Below are 19,191 nucleotides of genomic sequence, written 5' to 3'. Positions count from 1 at the left end.
CGAATCGGGAATGGGATGAACGGTAAACCGCGTGGCGGTCAAACCGCCGCAGTGCCGCTGGTAGCGCTCACTGGGCGGCAGAGCACCCAGTCATGCAGCAGGATGCGCAGCTCGTCGAACTTCACCGGCTTGGCCAAGTAGTCGCTCATGCCGGCAGCCAGGCAGCGTTCGCGATCCCCGCTGTGGCTGTGGGCGGTGATCGCCAGCACCGGCAATTCGGCGCAGCCCGGCAGGCCACGCAGCGCGCGGCAGGTGGCAAAGCCGTCCATCACCGGCATCTGGCAGTCCAGCAGCACCGCATCCACCGGCTCGTGACGCAGCAGCTCGAGCGCTTCGGCGCCGTTGTCGGCCGTGCGCACGCGGTAGCCGAGCTTGAGCAGCATGCCGCGTGTCACCAGTTGGTTGATGGCGTTGTCCTCAACCACCAGCACCGTGCACTGCTGCGGTGTGCGTTGCGCGATCCCGCCGCTACGTCGGACAGGCCGCACGCCCGCGCTGGCAGGTTGCTGAGGCAAGGTCAGCGGTACATCGAGACGGAAGCGGCTGCCCTGGCCAGGCGTGGAGTCGTGCGTCAGGCTGCCGCCGAGCAGGTCGACCAGTTGCCGGCACAGCGCCAGGCCGATGCCAAGACCGCCATATTGGCGCGTCATCGAACCGTCGAGCTGACGGAAACGTTGGTACAGGAGGTTCTCCGCCGGGTCGAAACCGATGCCGCTGTCGCTCACCACCACGGTCAGGGGCAAGCCTTCTCCTGCCCGGCTGGCCCGACCGATCTCCAGGCTGACCTGGCCTTCATTGGTGAACTTGATGGCGTTGTCCAGCAGGTAGCCAAGCGCCTGCGCCAGCTTGCCGGCATCGCCTTCGAGAATGTCCGGCAGGCTGTCATCGAGGTTCAACTCGAAACGCAGACCTTTCTCTTCGGCACGCGGCGCATACTGGGCGCGCAGCCCATCGAACAGGCCGCGCAGGCTGAACGCCTCGCGGCGCGGGTAGAGCTTGCCGGCCTGCAGTTCGGTCAGGGCGAGGATGTCGTTGACCATGCGCATCATGTCGCGGGCCGAGGCCGCAGCGGTTTTCTGGTACTGCTCCAGTTCCACGTCCATCTTCACCGTCTGCATCAGTTCCAGCGAGCCGATCACGCCGTTCATCGGCGTGCGCAACTCGTGGGTGACGGTGGCGAGGAATTCATCCTTGAACCGGTTGCTGTCGGCCAGTTCCTGGTTGAGCGCCTCCAGCTTGTGCCCGGCGTCCTGCAGGATACGCGCGCGCTCCTCCTTCATGGCGTTGATGCGGTCGGCCAGCGCCAGCGACAGCAGGCCGACCTCGATGGCGGAACCGATCTGGCTGGCATACATGGTGAGGAAGACGTTGGGCAGATAACCCAGCACCATCAGCGTATTGATCGCCCCACCGACGAGGAAGGCCGTCCAGGCGAAGATGAAATAGCGCGCCACGCGCATGCCGCGCAGCCAGGCCAGAATGCCGGCGGCGAAGATCACCACGGTGAAGCCCAGCGCCAGGTAGGTGGCCAGGCGCAATGCGGTGGCATAGCTGATGGTCAGTGCCAGGATCATCACCACGGTGCCACACAGCATCAGCAACATCAGGCTGCGGTCGACCCACGGGCTGTGCTCCGAGGTATGCAGGAAGCTGCGCGCGAACTGGCAGCCGAACAGCGCGGCCGAGCCGATCAGAAATGGCGTGGCGGCATTGGCCCACCAGGGACTGTTGGGCCAGAAATACTCGATGCCGGCGCCGTTGACCGATACCTGATAGAGGCCGAACGAGGCGATATAGAGGATGTAATAGAGGTAGCTGGTGTCACGCACGCTGAGGAAGATGAACAGGTTGTACACCAGCATCACCAGCAGCACGCCGTAGATGATCCCCAGCACGTAGATGCGCTCGGGCTGCTGCTCCAGATAGGCGTTGGGCGCCCACAGCGTCAGCGGTGCCTGGATCGAGCCCTGGCTTTCCAGGCGCAAGTAGAAGCGCTGCGACTCACCGGGCGGCAGTTCGAGTTCGAACAGGTAATTGTTCTGCTTGATCTGCCGACTGTCGAAGGGCAGCGCGTCGCCGGTGCGCTGCGCCAGGCTGAAGCGGCCGTCGGCACCACGACTGTAGAGTTCCAGATGATCGAGCGGCGGGTAGGCCAGTTCCAGCAACCAGTGGCGCGGCCCTTTCAGGCTCTGCGGCTGGTATTGCAAATCCAGGCGCAACCAGAACACCGAGCGCGAATAGCCGGCATTGAGCACCGGCCGTTCGTGCCGAACGAAACTGCGCTCCAGCGCCGGAGAAACGATGTCGTCGATGCTGGCGTCGCCGCGCACGTCCTCGAACACGTACATACTCTGCCCGAGCGGCAGTGCGCGCGTCTGCTCGTCGAAGGTCACGGCACCTGCCAGCGAGGAAAGAACGAGGCTCACGAAGAGCAGGAGCAGCCGGTACATACAACCCCACGAGCCCTGTCGGACGACATCGGGACCCCATTACCCCTCGATGATGTCGTCACGCACGGCAGACTTATATTCGAATGCCGATACTCTAGGGGCAGTCGACTCGCTTTTCCAGATTTGCCCGCTCGCTTGCGGCACGCCAGTGCAGAAAAGCCGCCCGGCCGCCCCGTGCGGCAATGCGTGGTGAGGCCGCGAGAAGCGGTTAGTGATAAGCTCGCGCACCATGAAAACGCCAAACTCCCGCCCCGTAGTGCTCTGCATGTCCGGCCACGACCCCAGCGGTGGTGCCGGCCTGCAGGCCGATATCGAAGCCCTGCTGGCTCAAGGCTGCCACGCCGCACCGACGGTGACCGCCCTGACCGTGCAGGATACCGTCAACGTCTCCGACTTCCGTGTGCTCGACCGCGACTGGGTACTGGCCCAGGCCCGCGCGGTGATGGCCGATATGCCGGTCGCCGCCGTCAAGCTGGGCATGCTCGGCTCGGTGGAGATGGTCGAGACCGTGCTTGAGGTGATGAGCCAACTGCCCGGTGTCCCGCTGGTCTGCGATCCGGTGCTGCGTGCCGGTGGCGGTGGTTCACTGGGCAAGGACGACGTTGGCTACGCCATGCGCGAGCGTCTGTTCGCCGTCTCCACCATCGCCACGCCGAACCTGCCGGAGGCGCGCATCCTCGCCGAGCTGCCGGAAGGCACAGCCGACGAATGCGCCGAGAAACTGCTGCCCTTTATCGAGCACCTGCTGATTACAGGCGGCCACGGCGACGAAGCCGAAGTGCACAACCGCCTCTACTGCCGCGATGGCAGCCGCCATACCTTTACCTGCGCACGCCTGCCCGGCAGCTACCATGGCTCCGGCTGCACCCTGGCCAGCACCCTGGCAGGTCGCCTGGCGCTGGGTGAAGAATTGGTCAGCGCGGTGAAAAGCGCCCTGGATTACACCTGGCGCACCCTGCGTGACGCCGAGCAACCCGGCCACGGCCAGTACGTGCCACGCCGCCTACCGTTGGATTACGGCCAATGAGCCTGCGCGGCCTCTACGCCATCACCGATACGCCGCTGCTGGCCGGCGGCAAGCTGCTGCCCTACGCCGAAGCAGCGCTGATTGGCGGTGCGCGGCTGCTGCAGTACCGCGACAAATCCGCCGACGCCGTGCGCCGTTTCGATGAAGCCCAGGCACTGGCCGAACTGTGCCAACGCCACGGCGCCACGCTGATCATCAACGATGACTTGGAATTGGCCGCTCGCCTGGGCGTCGGCCTGCACCTGGGCCAGACCGACGGCTCGCTGGCCGCTGCCCGCAGCCGCCTGGGCGCGGATGCCGTGATCGGCGGCACCTGCCATGCCCAGCTGGAACTGGCCGAGCGCGCTGCAGACGAAGGCGCCAGCTACATCGCCTTCGGCCGCTTTTTCAACTCCAACACCAAACCCGGCGCTCCGGCGGCCACCGTGGAGCTGCTAGATCAGGCCCGCGCACGTTTCGCCCTGCCCATCGTCGCCATCGGCGGTGTGACCTTGGGCACCGCACCCGACCTGATTGCCCGTGGCGCCAGCATGATCGCCGTGATCCACGCCCTGTTCGCTGCGGACTCCGCCACCGAGGTGGAAGACCGCGCCCGCGCCTTTGCCGCGCTGTTCGCTTGATCATTTTGCAGAGAGAACCTGACATGTCCCGCTCCGAAATCCTCTTCGCCAACGCTCAGAAACACATCCCCGGCGGCGTCAACTCGCCGGTGCGCGCCTTCCGCAGCGTCGGCGGCACGCCGCTGTTCTTCAAGCACGCCGAAGGCGCCTACGTGGTGGATGAGGACGACAAACGCTACGTCGATTACGTCGGCTCCTGGGGCCCGATGATCCTCGGCCACAGCCACCCGGACGTACTCGACTCGGTACGTCGCCAGCTCGAACACGGCCTGTCCTACGGCGCACCGACCGCGCTGGAAACCGAGATGGCCGAGCTGGTGTGCAGCCTGGTGCCGTCGATGGAGATGGTGCGCATGGTCAGTTCCGGCACCGAGGCGACCATGAGCGCGATCCGCCTGGCCCGTGGCTACACCGGCCGCGACAGCATCATCAAGTTCGAGGGTTGCTACCACGGCCACTCCGACAGCCTGCTGGTGAAAGCCGGCTCCGGCCTGCTGACCCAGGGCGTGCCGAGCTCGGCCGGGGTGCCGGCGGACTTCGCCAAACACACCCTGACCCTGCCCTTCAACGACATCGCCGCAGTCGAGCAGACCCTGAGCGAAGTCGGCCAGACCGTGGCCTGCATCATCGTCGAGCCGGTGGCCGGCAACATGAACTGCGTGCCGCCGGCGCCGGGCTTCCTCGAAGGCCTGCGCGCACTGTGCGACCAGCATGGCGTGGTGCTGATCTTCGATGAGGTGATGACCGGCTTCCGTGTCGCCCTCGGCGGCGCCCAGGCGCACTACGGCATCACGCCGGATCTGTCGACCTTCGGCAAGATCGTCGGCGGCGGCATGCCGGTCGGCTGCTTCGGCGGCAAGCGCGAGATCATGGGCTGCATCGCCCCGCTCGGCCCGGTCTACCAGGCCGGCACCCTGTCGGGTAACCCGCTGGCGATGGCTGCCGGCCTGACCACCCTCAAGCTGATCAGCCGCCCGGGCTTTCACGCCGAGCTGAGCGACTACACCTCGCGCATGCTCGCCGGCCTGCAGGAGCGCGCCGATGCCGCCGGCATTCCCTTCGTCACCACGCAAGCCGGCGCCATGTTCGGCCTGTACTTCAGCGGCGCCGACGATATCGTCACCTTCGCCGACGTGATGGCCAGCGACAGCGCGCGCTTCAACCGCTTCTTCCACCTGATGCTGGACGGTGGCGTGTACCTGGCACCGAGCGCCTTCGAAGCGGGCTTCACCTCCATCGCCCATGGCGACAAGGAGCTGGACATCACCTTCGCCGCCGCCGAGCGCGCCTTCGCCGAGCTGAAAAAAGGCTGATGCAGTACAGCACCGCCTTCAGTGACGGACTGCTGGCCATCGCCTGCGCCGCCTGTGTGTTGTGGATAGGCCGGGCACGCGGGCGCTACGGCGAGGGCGACCAGCCGGCGCTGTTCTGCGCCCTGCTCGGCTTCCTCCTGCCGGCGGCCGCCGCCAGCGTCGGGGTGATCCGCTACGGTTTCGACCCGAGCTGGCAGGCGGCACATCTGTGGCTGTCACAGGCCAGCAGCTTTCTCGGCCTGCCGCTGCTGGGCGCGACTGCGTTGGCGCTAGGGCGAGGCTGGGTCTGGAGTCGGCCCAACTGGGGGCGCATCCTGCTCGGGCTGTGCGCCTTCTTCGAGCTGTTTCGTCAGTTCGGCCATCTGGAGGAATACCGCCTGGCGCTGAATCTGGCCAGCCTCGCAGCCATCGCCTATGCAGGCGCCGTGCAATGGCCTCGGCGTGGAGCGGTGATCGCTGGCGCGCTGGTCGTTGGCCTGTTCCTGCTGGCCGGCGTGGCCGTCGGCAGCGAAGGCTGGCTCGGCCCGGTGCGTCGTATCGACCTGTTCCACGTCATTCTCGCTCCGGCCTATCCGCTGCTGGCGTGGTTACTCCTGACGCTGCCGGGTAATCGCGAGCAACACACCGGGTAAAGGCTTTGTAAGATCGCGGCGGTTTATTCCATAATGCGCCGGTCGGCACGTATCGCGCCGACCGGGCCTGTAACCCGCCCCGAACCGCTGAGGCGCCGTAATCCAGATGACTCGCACCGGCCGCACCCTGTCCATGGGCTGCCTGTTGCTTTTCCTCCCGCTGTTTGCACTCGCAGGCGGCAATTCCCTGCTGATCCCGGCGACCGGCAGTTGTGCCCTGAACGGCCCTGCCGAAGAAATGCCCGACGCCCTCGCCAGTTGCCAGGACATGGCGCGCAGCGGCAACGTCCAGGCGGCTTTCGAACTCGGCGAATACTATTACGACGGCAAACGCACCCCGCGCGACTTCAAGCAGGCGCTGACCTGGTTCGAGCGCGCCTCACTGCAAGGCCACGCCGAAGCGCAGCTGCGCCTGGGCACCATGTTCTTCCGTGGTGAAGGCGTACCGGCCAACAACGTGCAGGCTTACATCGTGCTGAAGATGGCTTCGGTCAATGGCTCGGACGAAGCCATGGACACCGCCGACCTGGTGTCGGCGCAGATGCGTCGCGATGAACTGGAAATCGCCAGCCAGGTGCTGGGGCAGATTTTCCGCAGCTACCTGCTGGAACTGCAGACCGCCGAAAGCCGCTCGCCTTTCGCGCCGCTGCCCTGACTCACAGGGCTGATCCGCTTCAGCCGTAGGGTGGGCCGGGCGGCACTCCGCTTCAGCCCACCAATATAGCCTCTCGATACCGCCGGTGGGCTAAAGCCCACCCTACTTGCAACTTGTCGCTTATTTGTCCGGCATCGGCATGGGGAATGGCATCACGTTGCCACCGCCCTTGGCTTCGCTGATCTTCGCCGTGCCCAGGCGCTCCACCTCGTCGATGCGGATGATCGCGTGCATCGGCACGAAGCTGCGTACCACGCCTTCGAACTGTGCCTTGAGCTTCTCCTCGCTGGGGTCGACCACCAGTTGGCTGCGCTCACCGAAGACGAATTCCTCCACCTCCAGAAACCCCCACAGATCGCTCTGAAAGATCTGCTTGGCGTACATCTCGTACACCTGGCCCTGGTTGAGGAAAATCACCTTGTAGATGGGATCACGCTTGCTCATGAAGGCTCGAAATCAGGAAAAACGGGGCGCGCAGGATAGCACAAGGTCGGAAGCTGCAAGCAGGCGTAGCCCGGATGCAATCCGGGCTAGGGAACTGCCGCCTGTAGCCTGTCGCCTACCTCTCCCCTATAATGCGCGGTCATTTTTTAACCACCTCAGACAGTGCCATGACCAAGAAGCTCTATATCGAAACCCACGGTTGCCAGATGAACGAGTACGACAGCTCGCGCATGGTCGACCTGCTGGGCGAGCATCAGGCCCTGGAGGTCACGGAAAAACCCGAAGAAGCGGACGTGATCCTGCTCAATACCTGCTCGATCCGTGAGAAGGCGCAGGACAAGGTATTCTCCCAGCTCGGCCGCTGGCGCGAGCTGAAGCAGGCCAACCCGGATCTGGTGATCGGTGTCGGCGGCTGTGTGGCCAGCCAGGAAGGCGCAGCGATCCGCGACCGCGCGCCCTATGTCGACGTGGTATTCGGCCCGCAGACCCTGCACCGCCTGCCGGAAATGATCGACGCCGCGCGTACCACCAAGACCGCCCAGGTGGACATCAGCTTCCCCGAGATCGAGAAATTCGACCGCCTGCCCGAGCCGCGCGTCGACGGCCCCAGCGCCTTCGTCTCGGTGATGGAAGGCTGCAGCAAGTACTGCACCTTCTGCGTGGTGCCCTACACCCGCGGCGAGGAAGTCAGCCGCCCGCTGGTCGATGTGCTCATGGAAATCACCTCCCTGACCGAGAAGGGCGTGAAGGAAGTCACCCTGCTCGGGCAGAACGTCAACGGCTACCGTGGCGAAGCGCCGGACGGTCATATCGCCGATTTCGCCGAGCTGCTGCATGCCGTGGCGGCCCTCGATGGCGTCGAGCGCATCCGCTATACCACCAGCCACCCGCTGGAGTTCTCCGACGCGATCATCGCCGCCCATGCCGAGATCCCGCAGTTGGTGAAGTACCTGCACCTGCCAGTGCAGTCCGGCTCCGACCGCATCCTCGCGGCGATGAAGCGCAACCACACCGCGCTGGAGTACAAGTCGCGCATCCGCAAGCTGCGCGCCGCCGTCCCGGACATCCTGATCAGCTCGGACTTCATCGTCGGCTTCCCCGGCGAGACCGAGAAGGATTTCGAGCAGACCATGAAGCTGATCGAGGACGTCGGTTTCGACTTCTCCTTCTCCTTCATCTACAGCTCGCGCCCGGGCACACCGGCTGCCGATCTGGTCGACGACACCCCGGAAGAGGTGAAGAAGCAACGCCTGGCCCTGCTGCAGCACCGCATCAGCCAGAACGGTTTCGAGAACAGCCGGCGCATGGTCGGCACGGTGCAGCGCATCCTGGTCAGCGACTACTCGAAGAAAGACCCGGGCATGCTCCAGGGCCGCACCGAGCAGAACCGCATCGTCAACTTCCGTTGCGATAACCCGCGCCTGATCGGCCAGTTCGTCGACGTGCACATCGACGACGCCCTGCCGCACTCGCTGCGCGGCACCCTGCTCGATACCGACACCCTCCACTAAAGACGCAGCCGCCGACACTTTGCGTTGTCGGCGGCCAGCGTTATGCTGCCTTTCCCTACCTAGCCAAGTGACGATCACACCATCACCTTGAACGCTTCCCTAGAACCCCATCGTTTCACCCTCGAACCTTTCGAGGCCCGCCGTTTCGCCAACCTCTGCGGCCAGTTCGACGAGCACCTGCGCCTGATCGAAGAGCGCCTCGGCCTGGAAATCCGCAACCGTGGCAATCAGTTCGAGATGCTCGGCGCCGCCGACAAGACCCGGGCCGCCGAAACCCTGCTGCGCAAGCTGTACCGCGAAACCAAAGCCACCGAGCTGTCGCCCGACCTGGTGCACCTGTATTTGCAGGAGTCCGGCGTCGAGGAGCTGGTCAACCCCAGCAACCTGCCGCAGGTTACATTGCGCACCAAGAAGGGCGTGATCAAGCCGCGTGGTGCCAACCAGCAGCGCTACGTCAAGGCGATCCTCGACAACGACATCAACTTCGGCATCGGCCCGGCCGGTACCGGCAAGACCTACCTGGCTGTCGCCTGTGCAGTGGATGCGCTGGAGCGCGAGCAGGTGCGGCGCATCCTGCTGGTGCGCCCCGCGGTGGAAGCCGGCGAGAAACTCGGCTTCCTGCCCGGCGACCTGGCACAGAAGATCGACCCCTACCTGCGACCGCTGTACGACGCACTCTATGAAATGCTCGGCTTCGAACACGTCGCCAAGCTGATCGAGAAGCAGGTGATCGAGATTGCGCCGCTGGCGTACATGCGCGGCCGCACGCTTAACAACAGCTTCATCATTCTCGACGAGAGTCAGAACACCACCGTCGAGCAGATGAAGATGTTCCTTACCCGTATCGGTTTCGGCTCCACCGCCGTGATCACCGGCGACATCACCCAGGTCGACCTGCCGCGCGGCACCAAGAGCGGTCTGGCGCATGTGATCGAAGTACTGCGTGACGTGCCCGGCATCAGCTTCACCCACTTCAAGCCCAAGGACGTCGTGCGCCACCCGCTGGTGCAGCGCATCGTCGAGGCCTACGAGCGCCACGACGCGCGCCTGAACGGCAAGGGCGACAGCCACGATGCTTGAGCTTGACCTGCAACTGGCCACTGACGGCCAGCATCCGGACGAGGCGCAGCTGCGCCGCTGGTGCGAACTGGCGCTGCGCCAGCGCACAGCCGATTCGGAGCTGACCATCCGCCTGGTCGACGAAGCCGAAGGCCGCGAACTGAACCACACCTGGCGGCACAAGGACTACGCCACCAACGTGCTGTCCTTCCCCGCCGAGATTCCCGACGGCATTCTCGACATTCCGCTGCTCGGCGATCTGGTGATCTGCGTGCCGGTGGTCGAGCGCGAAGCAGCCGAGCAAGGCAAGGCGCTGGAGGCGCACTGGGCGCACCTGGTGATCCACGGCTGCCTGCACCTGCTGGGCTATGACCATATCGAGGAAGACGAAGCCCTCGAGATGGAAGATCTGGAACGACAATTGCTCGCCGAATTGGGTCACCCCGATCCATATGCCGGTGATGAATCTCCTAATGAAAAGGACCCCGAGTAAAACGCCATGAGCGAAGACCGATCGAGCAACGAGCAGAAGTCCTGGTTCAACAAGCTGACCCACGCTTTTGCTCATGAGCCGAGAAACCGCCAGGAACTGCTGGAAGTCCTGCGCGAAGCCCACCAGAACAAACTGCTCGACAGCGAAGCGCTGGCCATTGTCGAAGGCGCCATTCAGGTCGCCGACCTGCAGGTACGCGACATCATGGTGCCTCGCTCGCAGATGATCAGCATCAAGGCCACTCAGACGCCGCAGGAGTTTCTCCCGGCGATCATCGAGGCCGCCCACTCGCGCTACCCGGTAATCGGCGAAAGCCTCGACGACGTCATCGGCATCCTCCTCGCCAAGGATCTGCTGCCGCTGATCCTGCAGGGCGACCAGCCCAACTTCAACATCAAGGACATGCTGCGCCCGGCCACCTTCGTGCCCGAGTCCAAGCGCCTCAACGTGCTGCTGCGCGAGTTCCGCGCCAACCACAACCACATGGCCGTGGTCATCGACGAATACGGCGGCGTCGCCGGTCTGGTGACCATCGAAGACGTGCTGGAACAGATCGTCGGCGACATCGAGGACGAGCATGACGTCGAGGAAGACGGCCACATCAAGCCGCTGCCCTCCGGTGACTACCTGATCAAGGCGCTGACCCCCATCGACAGCTTCAACGAGGCTTTCGACAGTCACTTCTCCGACGACGAATACGACACCGTCGGCGGCCTGGTGATGAATGCTTTCGGCCACCTGCCCAAGCGCAACGAAGTCACCGAAATCGGCGAATTCCGCTTCCGCGTGCTCAACGCGGATAGCCGCCGCATCCACCTGCTGCGTCTGACTCCGGTCAATCGCTGAGCCTCCAGCAGGCCGTTGAAAAACGTAGGCGAGGCAGGCAAGACAAGGCAAAAACAGCCGAAAAAGCGCAGTTTACGTGCTGTAAATGAGCATTTTGAGGCTGTTTTTAACGCAGTATTGCCAACGCAGGTAGTTTTTCAACAGCCTGCTAGCCCGAGGCGCGAGATTCGCGTCCTCGGGCAATCCCCCCTACAATCGCGCCCTTGAGCCGCAACGGGATCGCAACCTCGTCATGAAACCCTGGATTCTCGGCCTGACTGGCGGCATTGGCAGTGGCAAGACCGCCGTCGCCCAGGCCTTCATCGACCGTGGCGTACACACGGTGGACGCCGACCATGCCGCGCGCTGGGTGGTCGAGCCGGGCCGACCGGCGCTGGCAAAGATCGTCGAACACTTCGGCGCCGAGATCCTGCAAGCAGACGGCACGCTGGATCGCGCCGCCCTGCGCCAGCGCATCTTCGCGGCCCCCGACGAGCGGCGCTGGCTGGAGGCCCTGCTGCATCCGTTGATCGGCCAGGAGATCGTGCAGGTGCTGGCGCGCGCCGAGTCGCCCTACGCGATTCTGGTATCGCCGCTGCTGGTGGAGTCCGGCCAGCATCGGCTGACCCAGCGTGTGCTGGTGGTCGACGTTCCCGAAGCGCTGCAAATCGAACGCACCATGGCGCGCGACAGCGCCAACGAAGAGCAGGTGCGCGCCATCGTGAAGGCCCAGGCCGACCGCGAAGAGCGCCTGCGCCATGCCCATGACGTGCTGTGCAACGACCGCGACCTGGCCTGGCTGGATCGCGAGGTCGACCGCCTGCACGACTTTTATCTGACCCTGCGTGGAGGCCAACCATGACCACCCTCGTTCAGTGCCCGACCTGTGGCGCACCCGTCGAATGGAAAGCCGAGAGCACCTATCGCCCGTTCTGCAGCGAGCGCTGCAAACTGATCGACCTGGGCGCCTGGGCGGCCGAGGAACATGCCATTGCTGGCAATGAGCTGGAAGATGAGCTGTTCAGCGGTGATCTGCCGACCAGACCGCACTGAGGCGACGCGCACTCGCTAGAGTGATGCAACAGCCTTGTGGGGTGTTGATACCGGACTGGCAAGTTTGTTTGTTTTTGGTGTTCTGGACGCCGCTACGGTGTGTTCGGATATTCCGGGTTTCGCCCTCTCGGGCGACTCACTTTTCTTTGAAGTGCGCAAAGAAAAGTAAGCAAAAGAAAACGCACCCCATCATCCGGCCCCGGCTGCGCCGGGGTTCGTTCGCTCCATCGCTGCTCCGAGGGTCGGTGTACATGGGCCATCCCTGGCCCATTACGCCTCTCGCGGCATCCATGCCGCTCGCCCCTCTGCGCAACGATTCCACTCACCCTCCTGAAGGGGCAATTCGCGCGTCTGAACGAACTGGCATTCCAAGGTACGCCCGGCGTGTTCTGGTAGCTGTGAAGTTGCGATGTGGCCGTCGAGTTAAACCAATACTTTCATTCGCGTAGGGCGCCCCTGTACGCCTGCCGCTCGGAAGCAGTACGCCGCTGGGTGTATTGGACGCGGATTGTGGTGCCGAACTCGGCATGGCTCGGCGGACTGTTTGCTGACGCTCCTGAGTTCCCCCTAAGGCTGCCACCATAAAGCATGCAGCGTTCCAGAGAGTTGCCTAGGGCTCAGGCGCGTGCAGAGCCCGCCCAGGAGGGCGAACGGAATCGTCGTGGAAGAGGTTGAGCGGCATGGATGCTGCGAGAGCCGCGATGGGCCAGGGATGGCCCTTCGCGGCGGGCCTCTGGAACGATGATGGAGTGAGCGAACCCTCGCGCAGCGAGGGCCGGATGAACGGGCGGAGGGTTTTGGTTACTTTTGCCCGCAAAAGTTACTCGCCCGGGAGGGCGAAACCAAAAACATCAACAAAAACGCGGCAATTCGGAACAGACGCCTAAAGACAACAAACAAACTTGCCAGTCCGGTATCACCCCCCTCGCAAAGAGCCCATGCCTGCATCCCGACCAAAAGATGAACAGCCACTAAGGCCGCATAAAAACATACTCCCGCTCATCATCAAGATTGTCGGCCAGAAACTGCAGCTCATGCGCCAGCTCCTGCACCTCGCGCTGCGCCTTGTTCATCTGCACCACTTCGCTCAGCAGCGTGCGCAGCGCCAGCAGCCTGTCAAAGCCTTGCGCCTCGGCCGCCTGCAGATCGGCCTGCAACGCCGCCTTCGCCCATGCATGAATACTCATGTTCACCTCCTGCGTTTTGCCACAGGATGGCGCGGGCGACAGCAGCAACCTTGACTCGGATCAATGCGAAGCCCTGCATTCAGCAGGCTGATGAAAGCCGATCAACCGTCGCGCTCGTTGTCCTTCCATGGCGCCTGCAGATAGCGGCTGCGATTGAAGGTTTCCAGCCAATCCGGATAGAACACCACCAGCGCTGTGACCACCGTGCCGTTGATAAAGGCCTCGGGGAAGATGATCAGCCACAGGTAGCCGACGAAGTCGTCGAGCCAGGGCGGCATGGGAAATAGCCCATCCATCCACAGCAGCGCCAGCCCACCGAGCAAGGTCACAAGGGTGGCCAGGGCCGCCGGGAAGAAGCCGCAGCAGAAGATGTAGACGAATAGATTGCGCGGCTGCCGGCGCTCGACGTACAGCGCGCAGAGTTCGGTGATCAGCACGGGGAGCAAAATTAGCAGGATGCCGTTGACGCCCAGCGCGGCCAGATCCAGACGCCCCAGCAGGAGCAGGCCAAGCTGCGCCGCCAGGCCGGCGAGGATGGCCAGCGGCCAGTCCAGCAACAGGGTCACGGCGGTCATGCCGATGAAGTGGTAGGACAGGCCGGAGTCGAAGTCGCGCCGCACCAGCCACAACAGAAACAGGCCGAGCATGGTGCCGAACAGCAGGTGCTGGCGACGCAGATCGCTGAACAGCTCGACCCAGGGCGCGCGCAGCAAGGCCCAGAGCAGCACCGGCAAATAGATCAGCCAGCCCACCAGCAAGGTGCTGAACGCCAGCAGGTTGGAAGCGATCATCTCAATACGCGCTCCGTCTGTCATGAGTCGTACGGCGCAGTCTACACCGCCATTCACAAGCCGAGAGTTCCTCGCGGGGATGGCATGCACGACAGCGCTGCGGCTAAGCTTTGCCCATGGACGATTCCGACTACCTGCGACTGCTCACCCATCAGGCCGAGCAGGCCAACGCCTTTCTCTCCAACGCCAAGAAGTGGGAGCGTGAGCGTTGGGTCTGCCAACGGCTGCTGCAGGCGCTGAACGTGCGCCAGCGCAGCGAGGACTTCACCCCCAGCGGCCAGGAGCCGCCGGATGTACTGTTTCGTGATGCCAACTTCGAGGTGTTCTTCGTGCTCGACGAGGGCCGTCGCCTCAATGACGAATGGCGCGCCGAGCTGGAACGTCGCCGCAGCGCCTTCTCGCTGAGCCAACTGGTGCGCCGTGAAGCGCGCCCCAAGCGCATCCCGGCCAGCGAGCTGCAAGCACGCCTGGCGCCAACGCTGCGCAAGAAGGCGAACAACTACCAGGAACGCGGCATCGACCTGGGCGAGCTGGATCTGGTCGCCTTCGTCAACCTCAAGCGCGCCGAGTTGGACTGCAACAGCTTCTTCCCGCCACCGACCGAATACCTGCGTCAGGGCTGGCGCTCGCTGTCGATGGTCGGCCCGCGCTTCGCTCGCGTACTGTTCGCTCACCCGGATGCCCCGGAATTCCTGCGCCAAAACCTCGGTCGCAGCCTGTTGTTCGACGTAGGGATTGGCCTATGAGCACCTTGCAGGAACTGCTCGCCGAGGTACCGCAGGTCGGCCAGGTGCGCTGGATCGGCGTCCGCCCGCAACGCGGCGCGCCAATGCTCGAGGTCGAAGCCGTGGAAAGCAGGCTGGAAGCGGGCCTGACCGGCGATCACAGCCGCCCCGGCCCTCGCAACGCCCGGCAGGTGACCTTGATCCAGTGGGAACACCTGGCGGTAGCGGCCGCTCTCATGGGCCGTGAAACACCTCTGCACCCGAGCGAGCTGAGGCGCAATATCGCCGTGGCCGGGATCAATCTGTTCAGCCTCAAGGGCCGGCGCTTTCGTATCGGCCAGGCGATCTTCGAGACCACCGGCTGGTGCCAGCCCTGCGCCAAGCTCGAAGCCCGCCTGGGCAAGGGCACCTTCCAGGCCATGCGTGGTCATGGAGGTATCACCGCACGCGTGGTGCAGGGCGGCATCATTCGCCAGGGCGATGCTGTGCAAAGCCTGGGACCTATACTCGCCAATACGCCCGGCCAAGCCTAAAATGGCCGCCATATCAGAGAGGCCCCGATGACCAGCCGCCTTAGCCCCGACGACCAGCAAAAGGTCGATCAGTACCTGAGCGCCCCCCAGCACCAGACCGAACGCCAACCCTTCCGGGTCTGGCGCCTGTTGGCCTGCCTGCTGGCGGCGGTCATCGGCCTTGGCCTCCTCGCCCGTTTTCTGAGTCGACTGGTGCTATGAGCTGCCTCGCGCTCGCCCGGCCCGACTCGCAACGCCTTTTTCAAAGCCTTGTGAGCATTCATCATGACCCATCGCATCGTGATCGTCGGCGGCGGCGCCGGCGGCCTGGAGCTAGCCACCCGCCTGGGTAGAAAACTCGGCAAGAGTGGCGCAGCGCGCGTCATTCTGGTCGACGCCAATCTGACCCACATCTGGAAACCACTGCTGCACGAAGTCGCCGCCGGCTCGCTCAATTCGTCGGAAGACGAGCTGAACTACGTGGCCCAGGCCAAGTGGAACCACTTCGAATTCCAGCTCGGGCGCATGGCAGGCCTCGACCGCGCCGGCAAGACCATCACCCTGGAGCCGACGCTGGACGAAGACGGCAAGGTGCTGATGCCCGAGCGGCAGATCGCCTACGACAGCCTGGTGATCGCCGTCGGCAGTACCACCAACGACTTCGGCACCCAGGGCGCCGCCGAGCATTGCCTGTTCCTCGACACCCGCGCACAAGCCGAACGCTTCCATCGCCAGCTCCTGAGCCACTACCTGCGCGCCCATGCCAACGAACAGGCCCAGGGTACGCAGATCGACGTGGCCATCGTCGGCGCCGGCGCCACCGGTGTCGAACTGGCGGCTGAGCTGCACCATGCCGCGCAGCAACTGGCGGCCTACGGCCTGAACCGGATTCGTCCGGAGGACATGCGCATCACCCTTATCGAGGCCGGCCCGCGCGTATTGCCAGCACTGCCCGAACGCATCGCGGCCCCCGTGCACCAGACCCTGCTCAAGCTGGGCGTCACCGTACTGACCGGCGCGGCCGTCAGCGAAGTCACCGCCGACGGCCTGAAGACTGCCGATGGCCAGTTCATCAAGGCCAGCCTCAAGGTGTGGGCCGCCGGCATCCGCGCACCGGGCTTTCTCAAGGCGCTCGACGGCCTGGAAAGCAACCGCATCAATCAACTGGTGGTACGCCCGACCCTGCAGACCACGCTGGATGACGACATCTTCGCCTTCGGCGATTGCGCCGCCTGCCCACAGCCCGGCAGCGACGGCCGCAACGTGCCGCCCCGCGCCCAGGCGGCGCACCAGCAAGCCTCGATGCTGGTCAAGTCGCTGCGCCAGAAGCTGGTCGATGGCCCGCTGCCGGAATACCGTTATCGCGACTACGGTTCGCTGATCTCGCTGTCGCGCTTCTCCGCCGTGGGCAACCTGATGGGCAATCTCACCGGCAGCGTGATGCTCGAAGGCTGGCTGGCGCGGATGTTCTATGTCTCGCTCTATCGCATGCATCAGATGGCCCTCTACGGCCCGCTGCGCACCGCCCTGCTGATGCTCAGCGACCGCATCGGGCGCAGTACCGAGCCCCGCCTCAAGCTGCACTGAGGCCGTCTACACTGGGCAGGGACGCCCCTTCAGGATGCCCACCTTGTCGCACGACACCGCCTCAGCCCCACGCCAGTCCGCCCTCACCCTGCTGATCGCCGCCACCGGCGTGGTGTACGGCGACATCGGCACCAGCCCGTTGTATACCCTGCGCGAAGTGTTCAACTACGGCGTGCAACCCAATCACGATGGCGTGCTCGGTGTGCTGTCGCTGATCATCTGGTCACTGGTATGGGTCGTCTCGATCAAGTACGTGCTGTTCATCCTGCGCGCCGACAACGACGGCGAAGGCGGGGTGATGGCGCTCACCGCCCTGGCCCAGCGCGCTGCCCGCGACTACCCGCGCTTGCGCCGCGTACTGCTGTTGCTCGGCTTGTTCGGCGCCGCGCTGTTCTTCGGCGATAGCATGATCACCCCGGCCATCTCCGTGCTTTCAGCGGTAGAAGGGCTGGAGGTGGCTTTCGACGGCATCGATAGCTGGATCGTGCCACTGGCGCTGGTGATCCTGGTCAGCCTGTTCCTGATCCAGAAGCACGGCACGGCGCGCATCGGCATCCTCTTCGGGCCGGTGATGCTGATCTGGTTCCTGACCCTCGGCGGCCTCGGGCTCTACGGCATCGCCCAGCATCCATCCGTGCTGCATGCGCTCAACCCTTACTGGGGCGCACATTTTTTCATCAGCCACCCCGGCGTTGGCGTCGCCATTCTCGGCGCCGTGGTGCTGGCGCTGACCGGCGCCGAGGCGCTGTACGCCGATATGGGCCACTTCGGCCGCCAGCCCATCGCCCGCGCCTGGTTCTACCTGGTGCTGCCGGGCCTGCTGCTCAACTACCTGGGCCAGGGCGCGCTGATCCTCAGCAACCCCGAGGTCGCCCATAACCCCTTCTTCCGCCTGGCACCGGGCTGGGCCTTGCTGCCGATGGTGCTGCTCTCGACTCTGGCCACGGTAATCGCCTCGCAGGCGGTGATCTCCGGCGCCTTCTCCCTGACCCAGCAGGCCATCCAGCTCGGCTACATCCCGCGCATGTTCATCCAGCACACCTCGGAAACCGAGCAGGGGCAGATTTATGTCGGCACGGTGAACTGGGCGCTGATGATCGGCGTGGTGCTGCTGGTACTGGGCTTCGGCTCGTCCGGCGCGCTGGCCTCAGCCTATGGTGTGGCGGTGACCGGCACCATGTTGATCACCACACTGCTGGCAGCAGCCGTGGTTCTGCTGCTGTGGAAAACGCCCAAATGGCTGTCGATCCCGCTACTGCTCGGCTTCCTCCTGGTCGACAGCCTGTTCTTCGCCGCCAATCTGCCAAAAATCGTCGCCGGCGGTGCATTTCCGCTGATCGCCGGGATCGTCCTGTTCACCCTGATGGTCACCTGGAAGCGCGGCAAGGAGATCCTCGTCGAGCGCCTGCTGGACAATGCCCTGCCACTGGCCACATTCATCGATAGCATCGCCCGTCAGCCGCCTTTGCGCGTGCGTGGCACCGCAGTGTTCCTCACCGCCCGTGCCGATGCCGTGCCTCACGCCCTGCTGCACAACCTGCTGCACAACCAGGTGCTGCATGAGCGTGTGGTACTGCTCACCGTGGTCAACGAGGACACTCCCAGAGTCAGCCTGGATAAACGTATGGAGCTGCATGAGCATGGCGAGGGCTTCTATCGGGTGATACTGCACTTCGGCTTCACCGAACGTCCGGATGTGCCCTACGCATTGACCCATTGCCAGTTGAAGACGCCGGACTTCGAGCCGATGAACACCACCTACTTCCTCAGCCGTGAGACGGTGATCGCCAGCCCGCGCACCGGCATGGCACGTTGGCGCGAGGTGTTGTTCGCATTCATGCTGAAGAACGCCAACAGCAGCCTGCGCTTCTTCAACCTGCCGCTGAACCGGGTGATCGAGCTGGGTACGCAGGTAGAGATCTGACGCTGCATCACCTGAAATCGTAAACGCCGGAAACGACGAAGCCCGCACAAGGCGGGCTTCGTCGTTTTATATGGTGGGTCGTGTAGGATTCGAACCTACGACCAATTGGTTAAAAGCCAACTGCTCTACCAACTGAGCTAACGACCCTGAAAATGGTCGGGGTAGGGGGATTCGAACTCCCGACATCCTGCTCCCAAAGCAGGCGCGCTACCGGACTGCGCTATACCCCGTCTGGAATTTGGCTCCGCGACCTGGACTCGAACCAGGGACCCAATGATTAACAGTCATTTGCTCTACCGACTGAGCTATCGCGGAACTACTGCATTCCAACCTCTGCTGCGTTTCGGCTTTCGCTTTACCGCTTCAGAGGCGCGCCATTTTAC

20 protein-coding genes and 3 tRNA genes are annotated in these 19,191 nt (G+C 64.1%); 16 read left to right on the top strand and 7 right to left on the bottom strand.

The annotated features are described in order from the left end of the window. Window positions 1-38: 38 nt before the first annotated feature. On the bottom strand, window positions 39-2,450 hold the full coding sequence (locus tag ACODS1_RS12135; protein ID WP_489085840.1) for a hybrid sensor histidine kinase/response regulator: 2,412 nt from the start codon (window positions 2,448-2,450) through the stop codon (window positions 39-41). A gap of 229 nt (window positions 2,451-2,679) precedes the next feature. Between ACODS1_RS12135 and ACODS1_RS12130 the strand changes: the two genes are divergently transcribed. The 5 genes from ACODS1_RS12130 to ACODS1_RS12110 all read left to right on the top strand — a co-directional run bounded on the left by ACODS1_RS12130 (window position 2,680) and on the right by ACODS1_RS12110 (window position 6,697). Further along, a complete protein-coding gene (locus tag ACODS1_RS12130; RefSeq protein WP_489085839.1) occupies window positions 2,680-3,477 on the top strand; it encodes a hydroxymethylpyrimidine/phosphomethylpyrimidine kinase in 798 nt (265 codons plus the stop codon). After that, window positions 3,474-4,097, top strand: coding sequence for a thiamine phosphate synthase (gene thiE / locus ACODS1_RS12125; protein ID WP_489085838.1), 624 nt, complete (start codon window positions 3,474-3,476; stop codon window positions 4,095-4,097). Before ACODS1_RS12130 ends, thiE begins: the two co-directional genes overlap by 4 nt. A gap of 23 nt (window positions 4,098-4,120) precedes the next feature. Then, window positions 4,121-5,410 (top strand): glutamate-1-semialdehyde 2,1-aminomutase, encoded by a 1,290-nt coding sequence (gene hemL, locus ACODS1_RS12120; protein ID WP_322980607.1) that lies wholly within the window; start codon window positions 4,121-4,123, stop codon window positions 5,408-5,410. Beyond that, window positions 5,410-6,042 (top strand): DUF6962 family protein, encoded by a 633-nt coding sequence (locus tag ACODS1_RS12115; RefSeq protein ID WP_489085837.1) that lies wholly within the window; start codon window positions 5,410-5,412, stop codon window positions 6,040-6,042. Before hemL ends, ACODS1_RS12115 begins: the two co-directional genes overlap by 1 nt. A gap of 106 nt (window positions 6,043-6,148) precedes the next feature. Further along, window positions 6,149-6,697 (top strand): tetratricopeptide repeat protein, encoded by a 549-nt coding sequence (locus ACODS1_RS12110; protein ID WP_322980609.1) that lies wholly within the window; start codon window positions 6,149-6,151, stop codon window positions 6,695-6,697. Between the two features lie 120 nt (window positions 6,698-6,817). On the opposite strand, the gene ACODS1_RS12105 is transcribed toward ACODS1_RS12110, so the two are convergent. Continuing rightward, the gene (locus ACODS1_RS12105) at window positions 6,818-7,141 is read right to left on the bottom strand and encodes a DUF1820 family protein (RefSeq protein WP_004424773.1); all 324 of its coding nucleotides are present in this window, start codon (window positions 7,139-7,141) and stop codon (window positions 6,818-6,820) included. A gap of 167 nt (window positions 7,142-7,308) precedes the next feature. Here ACODS1_RS12105 and miaB point away from each other — a divergent pair, with 167 nt between their 5' ends. From miaB to yacG, 6 genes are all read left to right on the top strand, one after another. Further along, entirely contained in the window at window positions 7,309-8,652 is a 1,344-nt protein-coding gene (gene miaB / locus ACODS1_RS12100; protein ID WP_489085836.1) for a tRNA (N6-isopentenyl adenosine(37)-C2)-methylthiotransferase MiaB, read from the top strand. Window positions 8,653-8,739: 87 nt separating this feature from the next. Further along, complete coding sequence (locus ACODS1_RS12095) at window positions 8,740-9,732, top strand: PhoH family protein (protein ID WP_489085835.1); 993 nt, start codon at window positions 8,740-8,742, stop codon at window positions 9,730-9,732. Next, entirely contained in the window at window positions 9,725-10,204 is a 480-nt protein-coding gene (ybeY, locus tag ACODS1_RS12090; RefSeq protein ID WP_179543967.1) for an rRNA maturation RNase YbeY, read from the top strand. The genes ACODS1_RS12095 and ybeY overlap by 8 nt, the downstream gene beginning before the upstream one ends. A 6-nt stretch (window positions 10,205-10,210) precedes the next feature. Continuing rightward, on the top strand, window positions 10,211-11,050 hold the full coding sequence (locus tag ACODS1_RS12085; protein WP_322982133.1) for a CorC family transporter: 840 nt from the start codon (window positions 10,211-10,213) through the stop codon (window positions 11,048-11,050). Between the two features lie 232 nt (window positions 11,051-11,282). Beyond that, window positions 11,283-11,891: a dephospho-CoA kinase gene (coaE, locus tag ACODS1_RS12080; RefSeq protein ID WP_489085834.1), complete on the top strand. Its 609-nt coding sequence runs from the start codon at window positions 11,283-11,285 to the stop codon at window positions 11,889-11,891. Then, a complete protein-coding gene (gene yacG, locus ACODS1_RS12075) occupies window positions 11,888-12,082 on the top strand; it encodes a DNA gyrase inhibitor YacG (RefSeq protein ID WP_322982131.1) in 195 nt (64 codons plus the stop codon). The genes coaE and yacG overlap by 4 nt, the downstream gene beginning before the upstream one ends. 971 nt (window positions 12,083-13,053) lie before the next feature. Here the strand turns inward: yacG and ACODS1_RS12070 are convergent. Together ACODS1_RS12070 and ACODS1_RS12065 are read right to left on the bottom strand one after the other, a co-directional pair. Continuing rightward, window positions 13,054-13,269, bottom strand: a complete 216-nt coding sequence (locus ACODS1_RS12070; protein WP_322982130.1) for a hypothetical protein — start codon at window positions 13,267-13,269, stop codon at window positions 13,054-13,056. Window positions 13,270-13,370: 101 nt separating this feature from the next. Further along, window positions 13,371-14,060, bottom strand: a complete 690-nt coding sequence (locus ACODS1_RS12065; protein ID WP_489085833.1) for an energy-coupling factor ABC transporter permease — start codon at window positions 14,058-14,060, stop codon at window positions 13,371-13,373. Window positions 14,061-14,176: 116 nt separating this feature from the next. Here ACODS1_RS12065 and ACODS1_RS12060 point away from each other — a divergent pair, with 116 nt between their 5' ends. From ACODS1_RS12060 to ACODS1_RS12040, 5 genes are all read left to right on the top strand, one after another. After that, complete coding sequence (locus ACODS1_RS12060; RefSeq protein ID WP_489085832.1) at window positions 14,177-14,806, top strand: DUF1780 domain-containing protein; 630 nt, start codon at window positions 14,177-14,179, stop codon at window positions 14,804-14,806. Further along, window positions 14,803-15,318 (top strand): MOSC domain-containing protein, encoded by a 516-nt coding sequence (locus ACODS1_RS12055; protein WP_489085831.1) that lies wholly within the window; start codon window positions 14,803-14,805, stop codon window positions 15,316-15,318. The genes ACODS1_RS12060 and ACODS1_RS12055 overlap by 4 nt, the downstream gene beginning before the upstream one ends. A 27-nt stretch (window positions 15,319-15,345) precedes the next feature. Continuing rightward, window positions 15,346-15,519, top strand: coding sequence for a DUF3094 domain-containing protein (locus ACODS1_RS12050; RefSeq protein ID WP_322982126.1), 174 nt, complete (start codon window positions 15,346-15,348; stop codon window positions 15,517-15,519). Window positions 15,520-15,582: 63 nt separating this feature from the next. Further along, complete coding sequence (locus tag ACODS1_RS12045; RefSeq protein WP_489085830.1) at window positions 15,583-16,884, top strand: NAD(P)/FAD-dependent oxidoreductase; 1,302 nt, start codon at window positions 15,583-15,585, stop codon at window positions 16,882-16,884. 34 nt (window positions 16,885-16,918) lie between these two features. Next, entirely contained in the window at window positions 16,919-18,808 is a 1,890-nt protein-coding gene (locus ACODS1_RS12040) for a potassium transporter Kup (protein WP_489085829.1), read from the top strand. A 71-nt stretch (window positions 18,809-18,879) separates the two neighbouring features. Here ACODS1_RS12040 and ACODS1_RS12035 read toward each other — a convergent pair. The 3 genes from ACODS1_RS12035 to ACODS1_RS12025 form a co-directional block, all read right to left on the bottom strand. Further along, window positions 18,880-18,955, bottom strand: a tRNA-Lys gene (locus ACODS1_RS12035). Window positions 18,956-18,961: 6 nt separating this feature from the next. After that, window positions 18,962-19,038: transfer RNA gene (locus ACODS1_RS12030), tRNA-Pro, on the bottom strand. 9 nt (window positions 19,039-19,047) lie between these two features. Continuing rightward, a tRNA-Asn gene (locus ACODS1_RS12025) sits at window positions 19,048-19,123 on the bottom strand. Window positions 19,124-19,191: the final 68 nt, after the last annotated feature.

This window comes from Pseudomonas sp. FG29, from assembly GCF_057809355.1.
Note: the sequence above shows the minus strand (reverse complement) of the source record. Positions and strands in the feature narration are given on the sequence as shown.

Bases quoted from the DNA above. Each gene is read 5' to 3' on its own strand.
- ACODS1_RS12135 (WP_489085840.1), bottom strand. From the start codon at position 2,450: ATGTACCGGCTGCTCCTGCTCTTCGTGAGCCTCGTTCTTTCCTCGCTG.
- ACODS1_RS12130 (WP_489085839.1), top strand. From the start codon at position 2,680: ATGAAAACGCCAAACTCCCGCCCCGTAGTGCTCTGCATGTCCGGCCAC.
- thiE (WP_489085838.1), top strand. From the start codon at position 3,474: ATGAGCCTGCGCGGCCTCTACGCCATCACCGATACGCCGCTGCTGGCC.
- hemL (WP_322980607.1), top strand. From the start codon at position 4,121: ATGTCCCGCTCCGAAATCCTCTTCGCCAACGCTCAGAAACACATCCCC.
- ACODS1_RS12115 (WP_489085837.1), top strand. From the start codon at position 5,410: ATGCAGTACAGCACCGCCTTCAGTGACGGACTGCTGGCCATCGCCTGC.
- ACODS1_RS12110 (WP_322980609.1), top strand. From the start codon at position 6,149: ATGACTCGCACCGGCCGCACCCTGTCCATGGGCTGCCTGTTGCTTTTC.
- ACODS1_RS12105 (WP_004424773.1), bottom strand. From the start codon at position 7,141: ATGAGCAAGCGTGATCCCATCTACAAGGTGATTTTCCTCAACCAGGGC.
- miaB (WP_489085836.1), top strand. From the start codon at position 7,309: ATGACCAAGAAGCTCTATATCGAAACCCACGGTTGCCAGATGAACGAG.
- ybeY (WP_179543967.1), top strand. From the start codon at position 9,725: ATGCTTGAGCTTGACCTGCAACTGGCCACTGACGGCCAGCATCCGGAC.
- ACODS1_RS12085 (WP_322982133.1), top strand. From the start codon at position 10,211: ATGAGCGAAGACCGATCGAGCAACGAGCAGAAGTCCTGGTTCAACAAG.
- coaE (WP_489085834.1), top strand. From the start codon at position 11,283: ATGAAACCCTGGATTCTCGGCCTGACTGGCGGCATTGGCAGTGGCAAG.
- yacG (WP_322982131.1), top strand. From the start codon at position 11,888: ATGACCACCCTCGTTCAGTGCCCGACCTGTGGCGCACCCGTCGAATGG.
- ACODS1_RS12070 (WP_322982130.1), bottom strand. From the start codon at position 13,269: ATGAGTATTCATGCATGGGCGAAGGCGGCGTTGCAGGCCGATCTGCAG.
- ACODS1_RS12065 (WP_489085833.1), bottom strand. From the start codon at position 14,060: ATGATCGCTTCCAACCTGCTGGCGTTCAGCACCTTGCTGGTGGGCTGG.
- ACODS1_RS12060 (WP_489085832.1), top strand. From the start codon at position 14,177: ATGGACGATTCCGACTACCTGCGACTGCTCACCCATCAGGCCGAGCAG.
- ACODS1_RS12055 (WP_489085831.1), top strand. From the start codon at position 14,803: ATGAGCACCTTGCAGGAACTGCTCGCCGAGGTACCGCAGGTCGGCCAG.
- ACODS1_RS12050 (WP_322982126.1), top strand. From the start codon at position 15,346: ATGACCAGCCGCCTTAGCCCCGACGACCAGCAAAAGGTCGATCAGTAC.
- ACODS1_RS12045 (WP_489085830.1), top strand. From the start codon at position 15,583: ATGACCCATCGCATCGTGATCGTCGGCGGCGGCGCCGGCGGCCTGGAG.
- ACODS1_RS12040 (WP_489085829.1), top strand. From the start codon at position 16,919: ATGCCCACCTTGTCGCACGACACCGCCTCAGCCCCACGCCAGTCCGCC.